Origin of the sequence: Yersinia rohdei ATCC 43380, from assembly GCF_000173775.1 — a bacterium.
GTDB classification, from domain to species: Bacteria; Pseudomonadota; Gammaproteobacteria; order Enterobacterales; family Enterobacteriaceae; genus Yersinia; species Yersinia rohdei.
The window spans coordinates 92,717-108,705 of the sequence record NZ_ACCD01000005.1 but is presented as its reverse complement, the minus strand read 5'-3'; the positions used below and the strand labels follow the sequence as shown (position 1 = coordinate 108,705).

Genomic DNA, 15,989 nt, shown 5'->3' with positions numbered 1-15,989 from the left:
AAAAGTATATTCTGGAGTACAAACATGACGGCTGGAATAGAGAAACGTAGTGCCTTTGGTAATCAGCAAACGAAACGTCGCGCCATCTATTTGCTGATTGGCTTACTGGTGGTTAACGGCTTGGCATGGGTTTGGGCTTTTATTGAATTTAATAATAATGCGGTGTTGATGGGCATGGCGTTCCTGGCTTATAGCTTTGGTTTACGCCATGCAGTCGATGCTGACCATATTGCAGCTATTGATAATGTCACCCGCAAACTCATGCAGCAGGGAAAAACCCCGATTGCGGTCGGAACGTTTTTCTCCCTTGGCCATTCAACTATTGTGATATTAGCGTCATTAGCTATTGCCGCAACTGCAATGGCGTTTAAGAATAATATGGCATGGTTTCATGAAACCGGAGGGCTAATTGGTACGTTGGTCTCATCGGTATTTTTGTTACTGTTCGCTTTTCTTAATTTAACCATCCTGATATCAGTGTACAAAAAATTCAAGCAGGTCAAAGCGGGTCATGTCTACCAAGATGACGAGCTTGATTTGTTAGTCACCAATAATGGCGGATTACTTGCCAGGCTTTTCAAACGTGTCTTTAACATGGTTAATAAAAGCTGGCATATGTATCCGGTCGGATTTTTATTTGGTTTAGGTTTTGATACGGCCACTGAAATTGGTGTATTAGGTATTTCAGCTGCCAGCGCAAGTCATGGTATGAATTTATGGTCAATTATGGTATTCCCCATTTTATTTGCTTCTGGGATGGCCTTAATCGACTCACTTGATAATTTTGTGATGATAGGTGCTTATGGTTGGGCATTTTCTAAACCAGTAAGAAAACTGTATTACAATATTACTATCACAGCAGCTTCCGTTATTATTGCTTTCTTCATCGGTGGGATTGAGGCTTTAGGGCTAATTGCAGATAAGCTTAATTTAACGGGGGGGATCTGGACGCCAATCAATAATATCAGTGAGAATCTAGGTGAAATAGGTTACTGGATTATTGGGTTATTTATACTGTGCTGGCTGATTTCTGCAGTAAATTATTACGTCCGTGGTTATGATAAGTTAAGTATCAGCCGCTAACTAATCACTGTATTGCCAAAAGTATAAGGGGCTAATTTATTTAATTAGCCCCTTACTTATTATATTTACATTTCTAGGTTACATATGTTTCTTGGCAAAACCTACAATATCCTGTTTTATTTCTGACAGTTTACTTTCAGGTGATTTTTTGCACACTTCGACCACTTTTGGTGTCACGATAGTGTCAGTTTCTTGCAAATCAACATAATCGCCTTTCTTATATTGAGTATCATCATTTAATACCCAAAAAACTACAGGAGTGAATGACTTAGGATTCAGATCCAGGAATTCTTTGCAGGTCATATCACTCGGGGTAGTACCCTTTGCGCTAGTGGTCGCTGCAAAAGAGGTAGCGGCAGCGGAAAGCAATAAACCAGTCAATGCGATATTACGAAGTGATTTGTAGGACATGCTTACTTCCTTATTTGTCTGTTATATAACACAGAATAAAATTAAGGGTGATAGATATCACTCAGGTATACTAACTCTAGCATTATTAAATGCCGAAGTGCATGTATAATATTAGTTGCAAATCTAATTAATGCCAATAATTAAATTTAATATTTCCATTCACTTTGCAGTATGCATAAATTTACACAGTGTAAAAGTAGCTTTAAATAATTACCGCCACGGGGGTTTTTATGCTTTATGCTGCCTTTTTTTATTTCGTCACTTATCGTTAATATTAGCTTGCTATAATTTATAGTTTTTATTTCCGATAACGGCATAGTTTATCATTTGATTTTTATCAAAAATAATTAAATTTAGCATGAATTATCTGAGATTTTATCTATACTCAATTTACCTATAACAATTTTAGTCACTCTATTGATGAAAATATTACAGGAAATTAAATCTAAGGTTTCGATACCCTATTGTCTGGCTATTATGGTGGCAATTAATGGGTTTCTGATTTTAAATCCGGTGCTTCTCCGGACTATTGATCATTTTATGTCCGAGCCGAATGAGTTCAGCTCCTGGAAGGAGGCATTAAGTTTTCTTGAACTGTTTGAAATTCCAAGATTTATGATCGGTTTTGTACTGATATTGATGGCGATGGTTTTATCAATGAAAACCCGTATTGCATGGTTTTTCACAGTATTACTACTGTTTACTGTCGTGACTATCAATCTCTTTATTCTAAAAGATCACAATGCACTGACGACTTATTCCATAGTGGTTATTGTCGCCTTGCTCTTCTATTGGCGAAAATTTAATTATCACAGCCTTGCGAGTGGAACGTTTTTTGCGATTGTTAGCATAGCTTCGCTGATCGTTTATAGCATGCTGGGTACGCTCTACATCGGCGATGAATTCGCTCCGGTAGTGACGGATTTACCCACAGCCTTCTATTTCGCAATTGTGTGTATGTCAACCGTAGGCTTTGGGGATATTATCCCACATACCACGGTGGCTCGGATGTTTACACTTACGGTGATTATTTCCGGTATTACTGTCTTTGCTGCTTCCGTTTCTTCTATCGCCGGGCCGATGATCAGTAATAATATCAAACGCATAGTTAAAGGTAGGACTTCTGACGTGGAACGTAAAAATCATTTTATTATTGTAGGTATCAGTTCTCTGGCACTGAACGTATATAACGGCCTACGTGATCGTGGTGATGAAGTTACAGTGGTCTGTGACGTCGGTAGCCAACACAGTTATCCAACAGATGCAGATATTATCGAGGGTGACCCGTCTTCAGTTCCAACACTGAAATTAGCCGGTGCCGATAAAGCAAAATATATTATTGCGCTAAGTGACAGCGATGCAGAAAACACCTTCACTATTCTTGCAGCTAAAGAAATTTCAGGTGAATCGACTAAAACACTGGCACTGGTCAATGAAACCGCGAATATGAAGAAAGTACAGCGGGTTAATCCTGACATGGTCTTCTCACTGCCACTATTAGGCAGTGAACTGCTAGTCAGAACTTTAAATGGCGATACCATTAATAATGAACTTATTACAGAGATGTTCTTTGGTCATTGCCAGAAATTAGATTAATCCATTACCCTTCGTTCTTGGAGTTACAGGGTTGTTAGCGGTGTTCGGACACCCTCATTATGAGGGTGTTTTTGTGTTTAATTTCAACGGAATTTATTCTGCAGCAACCGGTGGATCTTTAGGTTTTTCTTTTGGGCCAACCATTAAGCCCAATTCAACGGCAATAAAACCGACAATCAGACTGACGACCAGATAACAGATTGAAACTAAAATTCCGCTCGGTGTTTTCATCATTTCGACGGCCCCAAAGACAAAACTGGAAAATGTGGACAGGCCGCCCATAATTCCCGTCCCCACCATCAAATGGACATATTGATTAATTTTCCCATTTTTAAAGTAAGAGGTTGCCAGCCCTAATAAAAACGCTGCGATAATATTGGCGGCAAAGATATCCATAGGGAAACCATCGGCCAGCCTTGGTACAGATAGCATAAGAAATTCACGGCACATGGCACCAAAGGCACCACCCACAAAAACTAAAATAATAAGATTCGGCATAGTCATTTTCTCCGATTAATAAACCCATTCTCTGTTTAATAAGCCAGCCAGGCACCAAATGCCGCTGCTGCTAAACCGACCAAAACAGAAATAATCAGATATCCGGCAGCCATTGCTCTGCCCCGGGCAGTAGCCAGTTTAGCTGCATCTAATTGCATGCTACTGAAGGTGGTATAGCCACCTAAAATACCGGTCAAAACCGCAGCATTAAGTAAATCGCCGTAACGATCTCGCCAGTCAACACTGAAAAGAATACTCAGATAACCAATAACAAATGCCCCTGAAATATTGATCAAAAAAGTACCGAGAGGAAAATTACCTTTGTATATTTTGCCGACACCCAGCCCTATCCCCCAGCGTAAAAGTGACCCGATGCCGCCGCCAAGCCCTACCCACATTATATCTATTGCAGTCATAACAATGCCCTCAATGGCAATTCGTCAGAGTAAGCATAATTGTAGTACAAATAATGTTGTAAACATTCGAAGAGATCACTTTAGTGGGAAGTAGATAGCGCTAAAATAGAAATGCCGTTTCAAAAATACAATAAATGGAGACAGATGCCATCATGCCTTATAACGCAGACTCTGCCCGCTACAACCAGATGCAATATCGTTTTTGTGGAAAAAGTGGCTTACAGTTACCCGCTCTATCTCTTGGACTTTGGCATAATTTTAGTTTTAACAACACGTTAGATTCGCAACGTGTATTGCTGCGCAAAGCCTTTGACCTGGGAATTACCCATTTCGATTTGGCTAATAATTATGGCCCACCGCCGGGTTCAGCCGAGCAAAATTTTGGTAAATTGCTGCAACAGGATTTTAAACCTTATCGTGATGAGCTGATAATCTCGACAAAAGCCGGCTATAACATGTGGCCTGGCCCTTATGGTGCGGGTAGTTCACGAAAATATCTGTTGGCGAGTCTGGACCAAAGCTTACAACGTATGGGGCTGGACTATGTGGATATTTTCTATTCTCACCGTGTGGATGAAAATACACCGATGGAAGAAACTGCATCCGCATTAGCGCAGGCAGTTCAAAGTGGTAAAGCGCTGTATGTGGGTATTTCATCTTATTCTTCTGAGCGAACGGCCAAAATGGTGGCGTTATTGCAGGAATGGAAAATCCCGCTTCTTATCCATCAGCCTTCTTATAATATTCTTAACCGCTGGGTCGAGCAGACTAATCTCTTAGAGACATTAGATAAACATGGTGTCGGCTGTATTGCCTTCACACCTTTGGCGCAGGGGCTATTAACCGGCAAATATCTTAATGGTATTCCAGATGACTCGCGGATGAAAAAAGAAGCGGGTGGTTCATTGAAGGAACATATGTTGTCGCAGGCCAATCTGCGTAGCATTAAACAGCTGAATGAGTTAGCTGAACAACGTGGGCAATCATTAGCGCAAATGGCATTAAGCTGGTTGTTGAAAGATAACCGTGTGACGTCAGTTTTGATAGGGGCCAGCCGCCCAGAGCAGCTAGCAGAGAATTGTGCCGCGCTCAACAATCTCAGTTTCACTGCTGAAGAATTAAGAGCTATTGATCAGCATGTTACTGATGGACAGCTTAATCTGTGGCAAGCCTCATCAGACAGGTAACTCTCTTTATTCTTGATGTTACTGAGTCAATATTTGGCATGATGAAAAAGCCGGAAAATTTCTCCGGCTTTTGTTGGCAATAACATTTATTACTGGCAGGTTATTCGTGTGCCGCCAGACCAAGTTTCAGTAACTTACCGTTACTCTCATCTGTCAACAAATAGACATAGCCATCAGGGCCAATGCGCACCTCGCGGATACGTTCGCCACGATCGCCAAGTAGGCGTTCCTCTGCAATCACTTTATCGCCATCCAGTTGCAAGCGAATTAACTCTTTTTCAGCCAACGCACCGATAAACAGTGAATGCTGCCAGAGGGGGAAACGTGCGGCATCATAGAATGCCATCCCACTGATACCTGGCGACTTTTCCCAGAAATAAATCGGCTGTTCGGTACCTTCAACATGTGTACCTTGGGCCTCTGGGATAGGTTGACCGGAATAATTTATCCCCTGGGTTGCCAAGGGCCAACCGTAGTTTTTTCCAGCCATTGGGATGTTTATTTCATCGCCACCTTTAGGCCCATGCTCATGGGCCCACATCACGTTACTCCACGGATTAAGTGCCAACCCCTGCGGATTACGATGACCATAAGACCAAATCTCTGGTTTTGCCGGCGATTTATGGGCAAAAGGATTATCGTTTGGCACCTTACCATCAAGGGTGAGGCGCACAATTTTACCCTGATGCAAGCTTAGATCCTGTGCGGTAGGGCGCTGATTATTCTCACCTAAAGTGATAAAAAGATGGTTTTGCTCATCAAACGCCAACTTGCCGCCAAAGTGGTTGCCGGTCGATAATTTTGGCTGTTGGCGGAAAAACACAGTGAAATTTTCTATGGCGGTTCCCTGGGGGTTAAGGCGGCCATAACCCACCGCCGTACCGGCTTTCCCCTCTTTTCCCTCTTCAGCAAAACTAAGGTAAATGCGGCGATCTTGGGAAAAATTCGGCGATAATGCGACGTCGAATAAACCACCTTGCCCCTTAGCAAACACGGCTGGCACCCCTTTTAAGGGCGCTGATAGCGGTTTATCGGGTCGCCATAAACGTAATTGTCCAGAACGTTCGGTTATCAAAATCCCCCCATTGTCCGGTAAAAAAGCCAGCGACCAAGGGTTTTCCAGCCCTTCTTGTAGCTCGGTTACTGTCACTGTAGGGGCTAAGGCCGCCAAGGTAGATGTCGAAATAAACAGACTGAGAAATAATAATGTTAATAACTGAATGTTCAGTTGGTAAGCCGGTGTTTTATTCCCAAATAACCTCATCACTCACTCCTTAAATATGTAAACACCTGTTAACTTTAGAGTATTAATAGGGATGCGGCTATTTTATAAGCGAAAATATGCGTTACTGGCGGCAGTCGAGAGCAGAATAGCCGCTCTGGACTTCGCTCCACGAATAAAGCCGGCATGCTAACTCACGAAAAAAAGTGGGAAAGCTTGGATGAAACTATTATCAAACCAATAAGATTCTCTAACTTATTCTGCTGTAAGTTTTAATATGCTTTTTGTCTTTTATCTCGCGGTTTCATACTCGGCTAATAAAAACTAACCATATGAAATACAAATGATTTAAACTTAATTCGCTGAGAAAAAAAATAGTAATTTTGCGATAAACATCACATTGTAATTACTAAGAAATGTGAAGGGCATCAATGTGAAAAGTCAATTAGAGACGATTATTGTAGCACTTGAATTACTGGCTTAGCTGTCAACTCCGTATACTGCCGACAACCAGAAACAATGGGGCTGGCAAGGGGCATGACAAAGTATAGGTAAAGGGAATTCACCATTGCACTGGCATATAAATAACTGTGTCTTTTGAACCTCAAAAGGTGTTGGGAATGGAAAAGAAAAAAATATATCTATTTTGCTCTGCTGGGATGTCGACCTCGCTACTGGTTTCCAAAATGAAAGTGCAAGCAGAGAAGTATGAAGTGCCGGTTATTATTAATGCTTATCCGGAAGCTCTGGCCGCGCAGCATGGTACCGATGCGGATGTTATCCTGTTAGGGCCGCAAATTGCTTACATGTTGCCTGAAATCACAAAAATGTACCCCCACAAACCTGTTGAAGTGATTGACTCAATCCTTTACGGCAAGGTCGATGGTTTAGGGGTATTAAAAGCTGCTGTTGCCGCAATAAAAAAAGCAAAACAATAAGGGGAACATGGTGAGCGCATTTATTAATTCACTGGAAAGGGCCATCTTGCCCTTCGCCATTAAAATTGGCAAACAGCAGCATATTAATGCCATCAAGAATGGGTTTATTCGGCTGATGCCGCTAACCCTGACCGGTGCCATGTTTGTTCTTATCAATAACGTGTTCTTAAGTTTTGGCGAAGGATCTTTCTTTTTCTCAATGGGTATCCGTTTAGATGCTGAAACCATCACCACCCTGAATGGTTTGAAAGCAATAGGCGGCAATGTTTATAACGGCACCCTCGGGATCATGTCGTTAATGACGCCATTCTTTATCAGTATGGCCTTGGCCGAAGAGAAAAGGGTCGATCCGCTGGCTGCGGCCTTGCTGGCGATTGCCGCCTTTATGACAGTGACACCTTACAGTGTGGGCGATGCTTACGCCGTCGGGGCTAATTGGTTAGGTGGGGCTAATATTATCTCGGGTATTATTATTGGCTTAGTAGTTGCGGAGGTCTTTACCTTTATTGTGCGGCGTAACTGGGTTATCCGCTTGCCGGACAGTGTGCCAACATCCGTTTCCCGCTCTTTCTCCGCCTTAATTCCCGGCTTTATCATTCTTTCCATTATGGGCGTGATGGCCTATTTCCTTGGATTGCATGGCACCAACTTCCACCAGATAATTATGGATACTATTTCCGCGCCACTGTCGAAAATGGGCAGCGTAGTGGGCTGGGTGTATGTCATGTGCTCCTCATTGCTGTGGTTCTTCGGGATACACGGTGCGATGGCATTATCGGCGTTAGAAAGTGGTATTATGATGCCATTCGCCTTGGAAAACGTGGCCACTTATACCCAATATGGCTCAGTTGCTGCCGCAGTAGCCGCGGGCAAAGAGTTCCATATGTGGGCTAAACCCTTTGTTGATTCCTATATCTTCCTGGGCGGCACTGGGGCCACACTTGGGCTGGTTATTGCTATCTTTATTGGTTCCCGCCGTGCAGATTATCGTCAAGTGGCAAAATTGGGTGCGCCGGCGAGTATTTTCCAGATCAACGAACCCATCTTGTTTGGCCTGCCGGTCATCATGAACCCACTGTTCTTTATCCCTTTTATTCTGGTGCAGCCGGTCTTAGCAATCATAACTTCGGTGGCGTATTACACCGGTGTTATTCCCCCTATCACCAATATTGCACCTTGGACTATGCCAGTCGGCTTGGGGGCATTCTTTAACACCAACGGCAGTATTGCGGCGATGCTGTTAAGTCTGTTCAACCTGGGGGTTGCCACCATGATTTATCTGCCATTCGTGATTCTGGCCAATAAAGCACAAAACGAGATAGACCGTGAAGTTCAAAGTGAAGAAGAGATAGCGGACAGCTTGAAATTCTAATCATTATAACCACTTAGCGTGCAAGGTTGGAGGCTGGAATGAAGTATCAATTTCCCGATAATTTTTGGTGGGGTAGCGCCACTTCTGCAACCCAATCTGAAGGGGCGTCATTGCAGGATGGCAAGAGCAAGAACATCTTTGATTATTGGTATGATATTTCGCCAGAGCGTTTTCATGGCCAAATTGGCCCGCAAAACACCTCCACCTTTTACGAAAATTACCAGCAGGATATTTTGCTGTTGCAGCAACTGGGGCATAACACATTCCGAACCTCGATTTCATGGTCAAGATTAATTCCTGATGGTGATGGCGAGCTTAATCCTAAAGCGGTCACTTTTTATAACGCGGTAATTGATTCCTTACTGGCGCATGGCATCACGCCATTTATCAACCTCCAGCATTTTGATATGCCACTGTGCATGCAACAGAAAGGAGGCTGGGAAAGCCGCGCCGTTGTGGCAGCCTATGCGCGCTATGCCAAGCTCTGTTTTACCTTGTTTGGTGACCGGGTAAAACACTGGTTTACATTTAATGAGCCAATTGTGCCGGTAGAAGCCGGCTACCTGAATGACCTGCATTATCCTTGTGTGGTTGATTTCAAACGCGCGGTGACCGTGGCTTACCACATGATGCTGGCCCATGCCAAGGCGGTGAAAAACTATCGCGAATTGGCACAAAATGGTGAAATTGGCATCATCTTAAATCTCACCCCAACCTATCCTCGCTCTGATAGCTCGCCTGATTTGGTGGCCGCTAACCAAGCCGATTTGTTACTGAACCGCAGTTTTCTCGACCCCGTCACCAAGGGTATTTATCCGGACGAACTTGTTGCCTTATTGCGCGAACATAATTTATTGCCCCTAATTGAACCCGGTGATTGCCAACTTATTGCCGGTGGGATCATCGATTTATTAGGGGTTAATTATTACCTGCCGCGAAGAGTACAGGCGAAAGAGGTGCCAACGCCCCAAGGACAGATAAATACACCAGAAGACCTATTTAGTTTTTATCAGATGCCGGGGCGCAAAATTAACCCGCATCGTGGTTGGGAAATTTATGAAAAAGGGCTGTATGACATCCTTATCAATCTGAAGCAGAATTATGGCAATATCCCCTGTTATATCTCTGAAAATGGCATGGGTGTTGAGGGTGAAGAGCAATTTCTTACCCCATCAGGTCGGGTTGAAGATGATTATCGCATTGAGTTTATTCGTGAGCATCTGCAGTGGTTGCATCAGGCAATACAAGAGGGCAGCAATTGCCAGGGCTACCATTTGTGGACATTTATTGATTGCTGGTCTTGGCTCAATGCTTATAAAAATCGTTACGGATTAGTACGATTAAATCTCGCGGATCAGACGCGTGTCATCAAGAAAAGTGGTTATTGGTTTGCGGACGTCGCAAAGCAAAACGGCTTTAATTAACGGAGTAATAGCATGTTTGATTTAGATAAAATTATTGATGATGTCTTGCCCACTGATGAGTTAGAAGATGTGGTCATGGGGCTGATTATTAATGCCGGGCAAGCGCGCAGTTTGGCCTACCAGGCATTAAAGCATGCCAAAACGGGCGATTTTACTCAAGCGGAAGCCTTAATGGCGCAGTCACGTCAGGCCCTAAATGAGGCGCACTTAGTGCAAACTCAACTTATTGAAGCCGATCAAGGCGAGGGAAAAACGCGCGTGACATTGGTATTGGTACATGCCCAAGATCATTTAATGAATGCGATGCTAGCCCGAGAATTAATAGCTGAGCTGATTGAATTACATCAAAAGTTGAGTTGATGCTTCAGCATCACTAGCTCTGCTCTTAAATAAATAGCTGAAGGTAAATACGATGGAAGTCAGATTAGTACGTGAAAAGGATTTTTTTAACGGAAAAGAATTCCATCTGTTTATTTATAACAAAACGGAAAGTGCCACTGGCTTACATCAGCATGATTATTATGAATATACCCTGATATTAACCGGCATGTGTTATCAGGAAATTAATGGTAAGCGAGTTTTTTTAGAACGGGGGGATTTTGTTTTTATCCCTATGGGTTCCCATCATCAAAGTTTCTATGAATTTGGTGCCACCCGAATTCTTAATGTGGGTATCAGAAAAACATTTTTTGAAGAGCACTATTCTCATTTGCTCTCAAGGCCGATGGTCGCTTCACAAGCTTATCGGCTCAAAGGTGATTTTCTTTCTTATATTGAATCTGCTATTTCTGCGCCACACTTTAGGGAAGACGAACTTTCTGAACTGGTAGAGCTGCTGACATTTTATGTCACTAACCGCATCAGTCATTACAAAGAAACTGAGGTCAACGACGATATTCCACAGTGGTTGAAAAATAGCATCGACAAAATGCATGATAAATCGATGTTTGGTGAGAAAGCGCTGGTGAATATGATTGAGCTTTCCGGCAAAACTCAAGAGTACCTGACCCGTGCTACCCGGCGTTATTATCAGAAAACGCCGATGCAGATTATTAATGAAATTAGAATTAACTTTGCTAAAACCCAGCTTGAAATGACCAATTATTTTGTCTCCGACATTGCCTTTGACGCGGGATATAGCGATACCACCTTATTTATCAAAAACTTCAAAAAATTGACCTCTTTTACGCCAGGGAATTACCGCAAGAAATTCAACAGTGTCAGAGAGGGATTATCCGATTAATTCCGGTGGAGTATTTTTGTGCTGGAATAGGCTTATAAGGCACCCCAATGGAAAAGTTACTTATTGTTAATGCGGATGATTTTGGTCTTTGCAAGGGCCAAAATTATGGAATTATTGAAGCATTCCAGCATGGTATTGTTTCTTCAACCACGGCAATGATGAACTGCGCAGGTATTTATCACGCGGCAGAACTGAGCAAGCAACATCCCGGATTAGCGGTAGGGATGCATTTTGTTCTGACCTATGGCCAGCCGTTAACGGCGGCACATTCTTTGGTCAATAATCAGGGTGAACTGGGCAAATGGCTGTGGCAACGCAGCGAGGCGGGGGAACTCAATCTGGATGAAATAGCCCAAGAACTGGCTGCGCAGTTTGATAAATTTGTCACTGTTTTTGGCCGTCTTCCCACACATGTCGACAGCCATCACCATATCCATATGTTGCCGCAGATTTATCCACTAGTTGAATCTTTTGCCCACCAAAAAGGGCTTGCGCTGCGAATTGACCGCCACGAAGCAGAGCAGCAGGGCATTTTGCTCAATACCCCCCGCAGTACCGACGGATTTGATGCCGGTTTTTATGGCGAGGAACTCTCGGAATCGTCATTTTTGCATTTGCTGGACTGCGCAGACCAACAAGGAATTCACTCACTTGAGGTTATGTGCCATCCGGCATTTATCGATAAAACCTTGATGACCAGCGGCTATTGCTACCCAAGGTTAACTGAATTAGATGTCCTGACGTCTCCGTCATTAAAACAGGCGATTGAACAGCGCGGTTATCGGTTGGGGTCATATTTGGATTGTTGAATAGCAGAAATACCTCAGTGAGTTCTGGTGACCATTGCTATGGTCGGAGAATATCCTACATAACCCCATGTGGGGGGCTTATTTAAACTACGATAAAAGCATCCATTATGATTAAATACAGATGAAGTTTTATATGTTAGTGCTAAGGTCATCTGTATTTTAAAGCTAATAGGAAATTCCAATGTTCATAAAAAGTGTAATGAAAAACTCGCTGGGTATATTGGCTATGTCATTGTTTTTTGTTGCGACTTATATTGATGCAGCATCGTCGCCAAAATTACTGCAATCGCCTGCTTCTGGTGTGGTTTGTGATAATTTTGTGTGCGCAGATGCCAAGGAGGGGATTTCACTATCCTTGACTGAAAAATATTTAGGTAAGAACAAAAGTAAGCGGTTAGCTGCCCAAGGTGAATTCGACCACACACAATTTACCTTTGCCAATGGCATATTCTGTGATGTAAAAGAACGACTGTGCCGTAAAGACCGTTATTATGGTGTCGATGGGAAACGCAGCGGTGCCGTTGACAAACAGACAACCACATTGCTGTTTGGCCAAATTGAATAGAGAGTATCAGCTTCATTTTTAACCGACATATTGGCAAAACAGTGCCCAATATTTAGGCTCACCTCATTGGGTGGGCCTTTTTATTTTTAGCCTATGGGTCACCCAATCAGTTTCATACTTTTAACACGGGTTACATCTCCGGACTATACATCATCAGAACATTGAGAGCAGCAAAGCAACCGGCAAACTCAAGGGCCAGGTTACACCGATAAGAAATGATGATATCCACCTTATGGCTAAGTTTTGGTCGCGTGTGAGGGGGAAAATGATAAAAATGGAGGTAATAGCTCCAATCAGGTAAATACACAACAGAATAAATCCGGCACTCATGGGGCAATCTTCTTTTTGACCATGTTAGGTGAGTATTATTGCCGAAAGAGCCGGTATGTTTGCAAGATAATTAAAATTTTGCCGCTGCACTATTTTTGGTCGCTATAGTGGCTTTCAGATTAAAGGGGATAAGTAAAAGCAGGGATAGGCTGCATTGAGAAGGGGCGTTCATAACCTCACTACTGAATTGTGCCATTGATCTTGTCAAAACCAACCACGGCTGTACTGGGTGTATGGCTACAGGCCAATCCCTATTTAGAATAGGCTCTAGCCGCTGCAGAATTCGGATTTGTAACTTATATCTCTCTGTGTTGCAGTAAGTTACCATCGTTATGTATAGTTATTAGATGGTAATAACTTATTGTATTATAAGGAGTCTAAGTTTTGAAAAAATCATTGCTGCTATGTCTGACGTTTATTTTTTCATATAACGTGCATTCAAGTGAACAGGTCTGTTCCAAGGATATGGTTTCCTCTAATGCTTTTAACAACTTCATCTTAATTCAAGAACAATCATTTAATGACGATATAAAGAAAGTCTATATGCATATAGAAAGCAAGGATGATTATATAAATGATAATTCGCATGTGGAATTTGATGGTTGTGGAGCATTATTAAAATTACGCAACAATAGAATAATTAAAACACGAAATAAAGACCATGTTTTAGTCGTCCAAGTTAATACTGTTATGGATAAAAATGATGTAAATTGGGATTACAATATGACATTTAAAATGCATACCCTTGAGCAAGGAGGATCTGCAAAGAATCTGATGATACAGGAAATGAAGGGGAAATTTCTGACAGGTAGTGATGGGAAAATTAATAAAGCTGAAGATACCTCCAATATTTTTGTCGGAAATAACCATGAGTTTGGTCGGTCAGTAACAGAATTTTTAATTGATGATAAAGGAAGATTATCCGAATCAAAACGAGTTAGCACTCTGAAAAATGACAATGTCAATACAGTATATAATTATGACTCTCAAAACCGTTTAACACAAACCTCATCTGGTTCAACGACCGAAGAGTTCACTTATGGAAATGATAACAGAGAGTTAAGTAGCAAAAAGGTTCAAAAATTCTTTACTACCGAAACAACGACAACAACGTGTAACAACTGGAATAAATTCGGAAGATGCACTAATGCCAAGCAAAATATCTCAATTTTAATCAACAGTAATAAAGGTGATGGGGCACATATTTATAAGCACCTTGCAGATGTAAAATATACTTATGTTTATTAATATTGTTTTTTATGTCAATGGATATTAATTGTATATTGCTTTTTTTAAAAGCTAAAATAATTAGATAATGTGTATTTTTTAATATTTTAGTTAATACACTTAAGTTGAATATTTCAGCTTAAAATGTGTATTGGGGGGCAAGTAGAATCGGATTTTGCGATCCGGACGATACTCATGACCTTAATCTCGCAATATTACATTAAGGCCAGCGCTCAATTTGCCTGTGCTGGTATATCACCTGGGCATCGAGTCCGACACTAATCATTGAAACCAAGCTGGAGTTAGTTAAGAGGGGGCTGGCGCTGAAAATTGATGATGCGCCACCCGCCAGTTTTATGCGTATTCCGAAGCAGTACCGTGGGAAAGCGCCAAGTGGCTTAAGTGGGTTAAACCCCAACAGTATTGTGGGTGTGGCAGTTCTGCCGACGACCCCCACCACTATACCGAGTTGGTTTAATCGGATGTTCTGATGCCGTCTTTTGGATTTTAATTGCTTGAGCTGCGTGTGGACACCCCCCGCTTGTCGAGATGGAATATTAATAGCTTCCCATAAAGTTGTATAAATAAAATTAATGTGCCATTGTTAATTTATCAGTTATTTGTGGAAAAAGATTAGCCAGTGCTTGTGCTGTTTAATTACACGGGAATATTCTTTAACTAACTTATGACTGTAAATTATGTTTAACAAACATAATGTTACTTTAATATTAGTTGGGGATTCCCACATTAATTACTGTGATGTCAGACAGGTTCTGTAGATTATCCTCATTTAAATATAGTAAGTTATTTAATCAATTAGTGAGGGGGAGTAGCATGGCTGCAATCAGAGATATCGTCAAAAGTGTCGACCAAAGTACAGAGGCTAGTGCAGAGACGAAAGAAACATTGAAAATCCTGATGGACATGGTTGAAGCGAAAGCTGAACTTTTCGAAAATCAAATCGATAATAACCTGATCACGGGTAAGACCATTGATAACCTCAATGTGCCAATAACAAAAGTGATTAGCCGTAAGAAAGAATACCGAGCAGTAACTTCTAATCGTTCTGATATCATAGAAGAAATTGGCAAGTCCTTTAGCGAGTTGTTTGCTGGGGATGAGTCAGTTATCAAAAGTATCTCTAGTATTGTGGGTAAAGCTTTTCAGGCCATGATGGGAGTAGGCAAGGGCCAGGAGGGCGTAAGCGAGATGTATGAAGTCATCGCCGAATATCCTGCCATAGTCAGATTTGACTTCAAATTCTGGTATCGAAACATCGAATCAGAAAGTATTTTCAAGTATATGGAGAATGTATTCGCAGTTACGGCTGTGAAATCAGTTGTAGATACATCGAAACTCTCTTTCCATGACTTTATTGCCCTCTATGGCCCGGTTTTAAAAGAAGCCTTTGGCGATGACAAGACTAAGATCAAGGCGTTTCTTGGCGACGCTAAAGAAATATATAACCTGTTCCAAGGCGGCGACTTGCATAATGCGGGCGATTTGATACAGGACTATATCGACAATTCCTCTGTTTTTTATAGTGTTAAATCGAAACCCTTTACATTAACGCAGAGTCGAGTTATCGAGAGTTACTCTTGATGGTTTCATGTCATTTTAGGGTTCCTACCGAGTGGAGTTGCAGGAACTTTTATATTGAGTAGTATC

The 15,989-nt window shown here is 42.0% G+C and carries 17 protein-coding genes and 1 pseudogene; 13 read left to right on the top strand and 5 right to left on the bottom strand.

What is annotated here, in order from left to right:
• Positions 1–24: 24 nt before the first annotated feature.
• Positions 25–1,083 carry a HoxN/HupN/NixA family nickel/cobalt transporter gene (locus YROHD0001_RS11950; protein ID WP_004714033.1) on the top strand — a complete coding sequence of 353 codons (1,059 nt, stop codon included), beginning with the start codon at positions 25–27 and terminating at the stop codon, positions 1,081–1,083.
• A gap of 78 nt (positions 1,084–1,161) precedes the next feature.
• Here YROHD0001_RS11950 and hdeB read toward each other — a convergent pair whose 3' ends face one another.
• A complete protein-coding gene (gene hdeB, locus YROHD0001_RS0117560) occupies positions 1,162–1,494 on the bottom strand; it encodes an acid-activated periplasmic chaperone HdeB (RefSeq protein WP_032816440.1) in 333 nt (110 codons plus the stop codon).
• Between the two features lie 420 nt (positions 1,495–1,914).
• On the opposite strand from hdeB, the gene kch reads away from it, so the two are divergent.
• Complete coding sequence (gene kch, locus YROHD0001_RS11955; RefSeq protein WP_004714031.1) at positions 1,915–3,090, top strand: voltage-gated potassium channel protein; 1,176 nt, start codon at positions 1,915–1,917, stop codon at positions 3,088–3,090.
• A gap of 93 nt (positions 3,091–3,183) precedes the next feature.
• Here the strand turns inward: kch and crcB are convergent, their stop codons facing one another.
• Entirely contained in the window at positions 3,184–3,588 is a 405-nt protein-coding gene (crcB, locus tag YROHD0001_RS11960; protein ID WP_032816438.1) for a fluoride efflux transporter CrcB, read from the bottom strand.
• Between the two features lie 35 nt (positions 3,589–3,623).
• Positions 3,624–4,004, bottom strand: a complete 381-nt coding sequence (locus tag YROHD0001_RS11965) for a fluoride efflux transporter FluC (RefSeq protein WP_032816437.1) — start codon at positions 4,002–4,004, stop codon at positions 3,624–3,626.
• Between the two features lie 152 nt (positions 4,005–4,156).
• Between YROHD0001_RS11965 and mgrA the strand changes: the two genes are divergently transcribed.
• Positions 4,157–5,191, top strand: coding sequence for an L-glyceraldehyde 3-phosphate reductase (gene mgrA, locus YROHD0001_RS11970; RefSeq protein WP_032816435.1), 1,035 nt, complete (start codon positions 4,157–4,159; stop codon positions 5,189–5,191).
• A gap of 100 nt (positions 5,192–5,291) precedes the next feature.
• Here the strand turns inward: mgrA and YROHD0001_RS11975 are convergent, their stop codons facing one another.
• Complete coding sequence (locus tag YROHD0001_RS11975; RefSeq protein WP_004714027.1) at positions 5,292–6,455, bottom strand: PQQ-dependent sugar dehydrogenase; 1,164 nt, start codon at positions 6,453–6,455, stop codon at positions 5,292–5,294.
• 578 nt (positions 6,456–7,033) lie between these two features.
• Between YROHD0001_RS11975 and YROHD0001_RS11980 the strand changes: the two genes are divergently transcribed.
• From YROHD0001_RS11980 to YROHD0001_RS12010, 7 genes are all read left to right on the top strand, one after another.
• A complete protein-coding gene (locus YROHD0001_RS11980; protein ID WP_032816433.1) occupies positions 7,034–7,351 on the top strand; it encodes a PTS sugar transporter subunit IIB in 318 nt (105 codons plus the stop codon).
• 10 nt (positions 7,352–7,361) lie between these two features.
• The gene (chbC, locus tag YROHD0001_RS11985; RefSeq protein WP_032816504.1) at positions 7,362–8,723 is read left to right on the top strand and encodes a PTS N,N'-diacetylchitobiose transporter subunit IIC; all 1,362 of its coding nucleotides are present in this window, start codon (positions 7,362–7,364) and stop codon (positions 8,721–8,723) included.
• A gap of 38 nt (positions 8,724–8,761) precedes the next feature.
• Entirely contained in the window at positions 8,762–10,147 is a 1,386-nt protein-coding gene (locus YROHD0001_RS11990; RefSeq protein ID WP_004714024.1) for a glycoside hydrolase family 1 protein, read from the top strand.
• Between the two features lie 12 nt (positions 10,148–10,159).
• Positions 10,160–10,507, top strand: coding sequence for a PTS N,N'-diacetylchitobiose transporter subunit IIA (gene chbA, locus YROHD0001_RS11995; protein ID WP_004714023.1), 348 nt, complete (start codon positions 10,160–10,162; stop codon positions 10,505–10,507).
• Between the two features lie 52 nt (positions 10,508–10,559).
• Positions 10,560–11,390, top strand: a complete 831-nt coding sequence (chbR, locus tag YROHD0001_RS12000) for a transcriptional regulator ChbR (protein ID WP_004714022.1) — start codon at positions 10,560–10,562, stop codon at positions 11,388–11,390.
• A 47-nt stretch (positions 11,391–11,437) separates the two neighbouring features.
• Positions 11,438–12,199, top strand: coding sequence for a chitin disaccharide deacetylase (chbG, locus tag YROHD0001_RS12005; protein WP_004714021.1), 762 nt, complete (start codon positions 11,438–11,440; stop codon positions 12,197–12,199).
• A 199-nt stretch (positions 12,200–12,398) separates the two neighbouring features.
• Positions 12,399–12,764: a YcgJ family protein gene (locus tag YROHD0001_RS12010; protein WP_004714020.1), complete on the top strand. Its 366-nt coding sequence runs from the start codon at positions 12,399–12,401 to the stop codon at positions 12,762–12,764.
• A gap of 153 nt (positions 12,765–12,917) precedes the next feature.
• On the opposite strand, the gene YROHD0001_RS0117555 is transcribed toward YROHD0001_RS12010, so the two are convergent.
• Positions 12,918–13,094, bottom strand: coding sequence for a GhoT/OrtT family toxin (locus YROHD0001_RS0117555; RefSeq protein ID WP_032816432.1), 177 nt, complete (start codon positions 13,092–13,094; stop codon positions 12,918–12,920).
• Positions 13,095–13,478: 384 nt separating this feature from the next.
• Between YROHD0001_RS0117555 and YROHD0001_RS12015 the strand changes: the two genes are divergently transcribed.
• The 3 genes and pseudogenes from YROHD0001_RS12015 (at position 13,479) to YROHD0001_RS12020 (ending at position 15,923) form a co-directional block, all read left to right on the top strand.
• On the top strand, positions 13,479–14,342 hold the full coding sequence (locus tag YROHD0001_RS12015; protein WP_235427895.1) for a hypothetical protein: 864 nt from the start codon (positions 13,479–13,481) through the stop codon (positions 14,340–14,342).
• Between the two features lie 215 nt (positions 14,343–14,557).
• Positions 14,558–14,799, top strand: a pseudogene (locus YROHD0001_RS21030) (DUF968 domain-containing protein).
• Between the two features lie 356 nt (positions 14,800–15,155).
• Positions 15,156–15,923 carry a hypothetical protein gene (locus YROHD0001_RS12020; RefSeq protein WP_032816431.1) on the top strand — a complete coding sequence of 256 codons (768 nt, stop codon included), beginning with the start codon at positions 15,156–15,158 and terminating at the stop codon, positions 15,921–15,923.
• The last annotated feature ends 66 nt before the right edge of the window (positions 15,924–15,989 follow it).

What these genes read in the sequence shown, in the direction of transcription:
- YROHD0001_RS11950 (WP_004714033.1), top strand. Translation starts at nt 25, where the DNA reads ATGACGGCTGGAATAGAGAAACGTAGTGCCTTTGGTAATCAGCAAACG.
- hdeB (WP_032816440.1), bottom strand. Translation starts at nt 1,494, where the DNA reads ATGTCCTACAAATCACTTCGTAATATCGCATTGACTGGTTTATTGCTT.
- kch (WP_004714031.1), top strand. Translation starts at nt 1,915, where the DNA reads ATGAAAATATTACAGGAAATTAAATCTAAGGTTTCGATACCCTATTGT.
- crcB (WP_032816438.1), bottom strand. Translation starts at nt 3,588, where the DNA reads ATGCCGAATCTTATTATTTTAGTTTTTGTGGGTGGTGCCTTTGGTGCC.
- YROHD0001_RS11965 (WP_032816437.1), bottom strand. Translation starts at nt 4,004, where the DNA reads ATGACTGCAATAGATATAATGTGGGTAGGGCTTGGCGGCGGCATCGGG.
- mgrA (WP_032816435.1), top strand. Translation starts at nt 4,157, where the DNA reads ATGCCTTATAACGCAGACTCTGCCCGCTACAACCAGATGCAATATCGT.
- YROHD0001_RS11975 (WP_004714027.1), bottom strand. Translation starts at nt 6,455, where the DNA reads ATGAGGTTATTTGGGAATAAAACACCGGCTTACCAACTGAACATTCAG.
- YROHD0001_RS11980 (WP_032816433.1), top strand. Translation starts at nt 7,034, where the DNA reads ATGGAAAAGAAAAAAATATATCTATTTTGCTCTGCTGGGATGTCGACC.
- YROHD0001_RS11990 (WP_004714024.1), top strand. Translation starts at nt 8,762, where the DNA reads ATGAAGTATCAATTTCCCGATAATTTTTGGTGGGGTAGCGCCACTTCT.
- chbA (WP_004714023.1), top strand. Translation starts at nt 10,160, where the DNA reads ATGTTTGATTTAGATAAAATTATTGATGATGTCTTGCCCACTGATGAG.
- chbR (WP_004714022.1), top strand. Translation starts at nt 10,560, where the DNA reads ATGGAAGTCAGATTAGTACGTGAAAAGGATTTTTTTAACGGAAAAGAA.
- chbG (WP_004714021.1), top strand. Translation starts at nt 11,438, where the DNA reads ATGGAAAAGTTACTTATTGTTAATGCGGATGATTTTGGTCTTTGCAAG.
- YROHD0001_RS12010 (WP_004714020.1), top strand. Translation starts at nt 12,399, where the DNA reads ATGAAAAACTCGCTGGGTATATTGGCTATGTCATTGTTTTTTGTTGCG.
- YROHD0001_RS0117555 (WP_032816432.1), bottom strand. Translation starts at nt 13,094, where the DNA reads ATGAGTGCCGGATTTATTCTGTTGTGTATTTACCTGATTGGAGCTATT.
- YROHD0001_RS12020 (WP_032816431.1), top strand. Translation starts at nt 15,156, where the DNA reads ATGGCTGCAATCAGAGATATCGTCAAAAGTGTCGACCAAAGTACAGAG.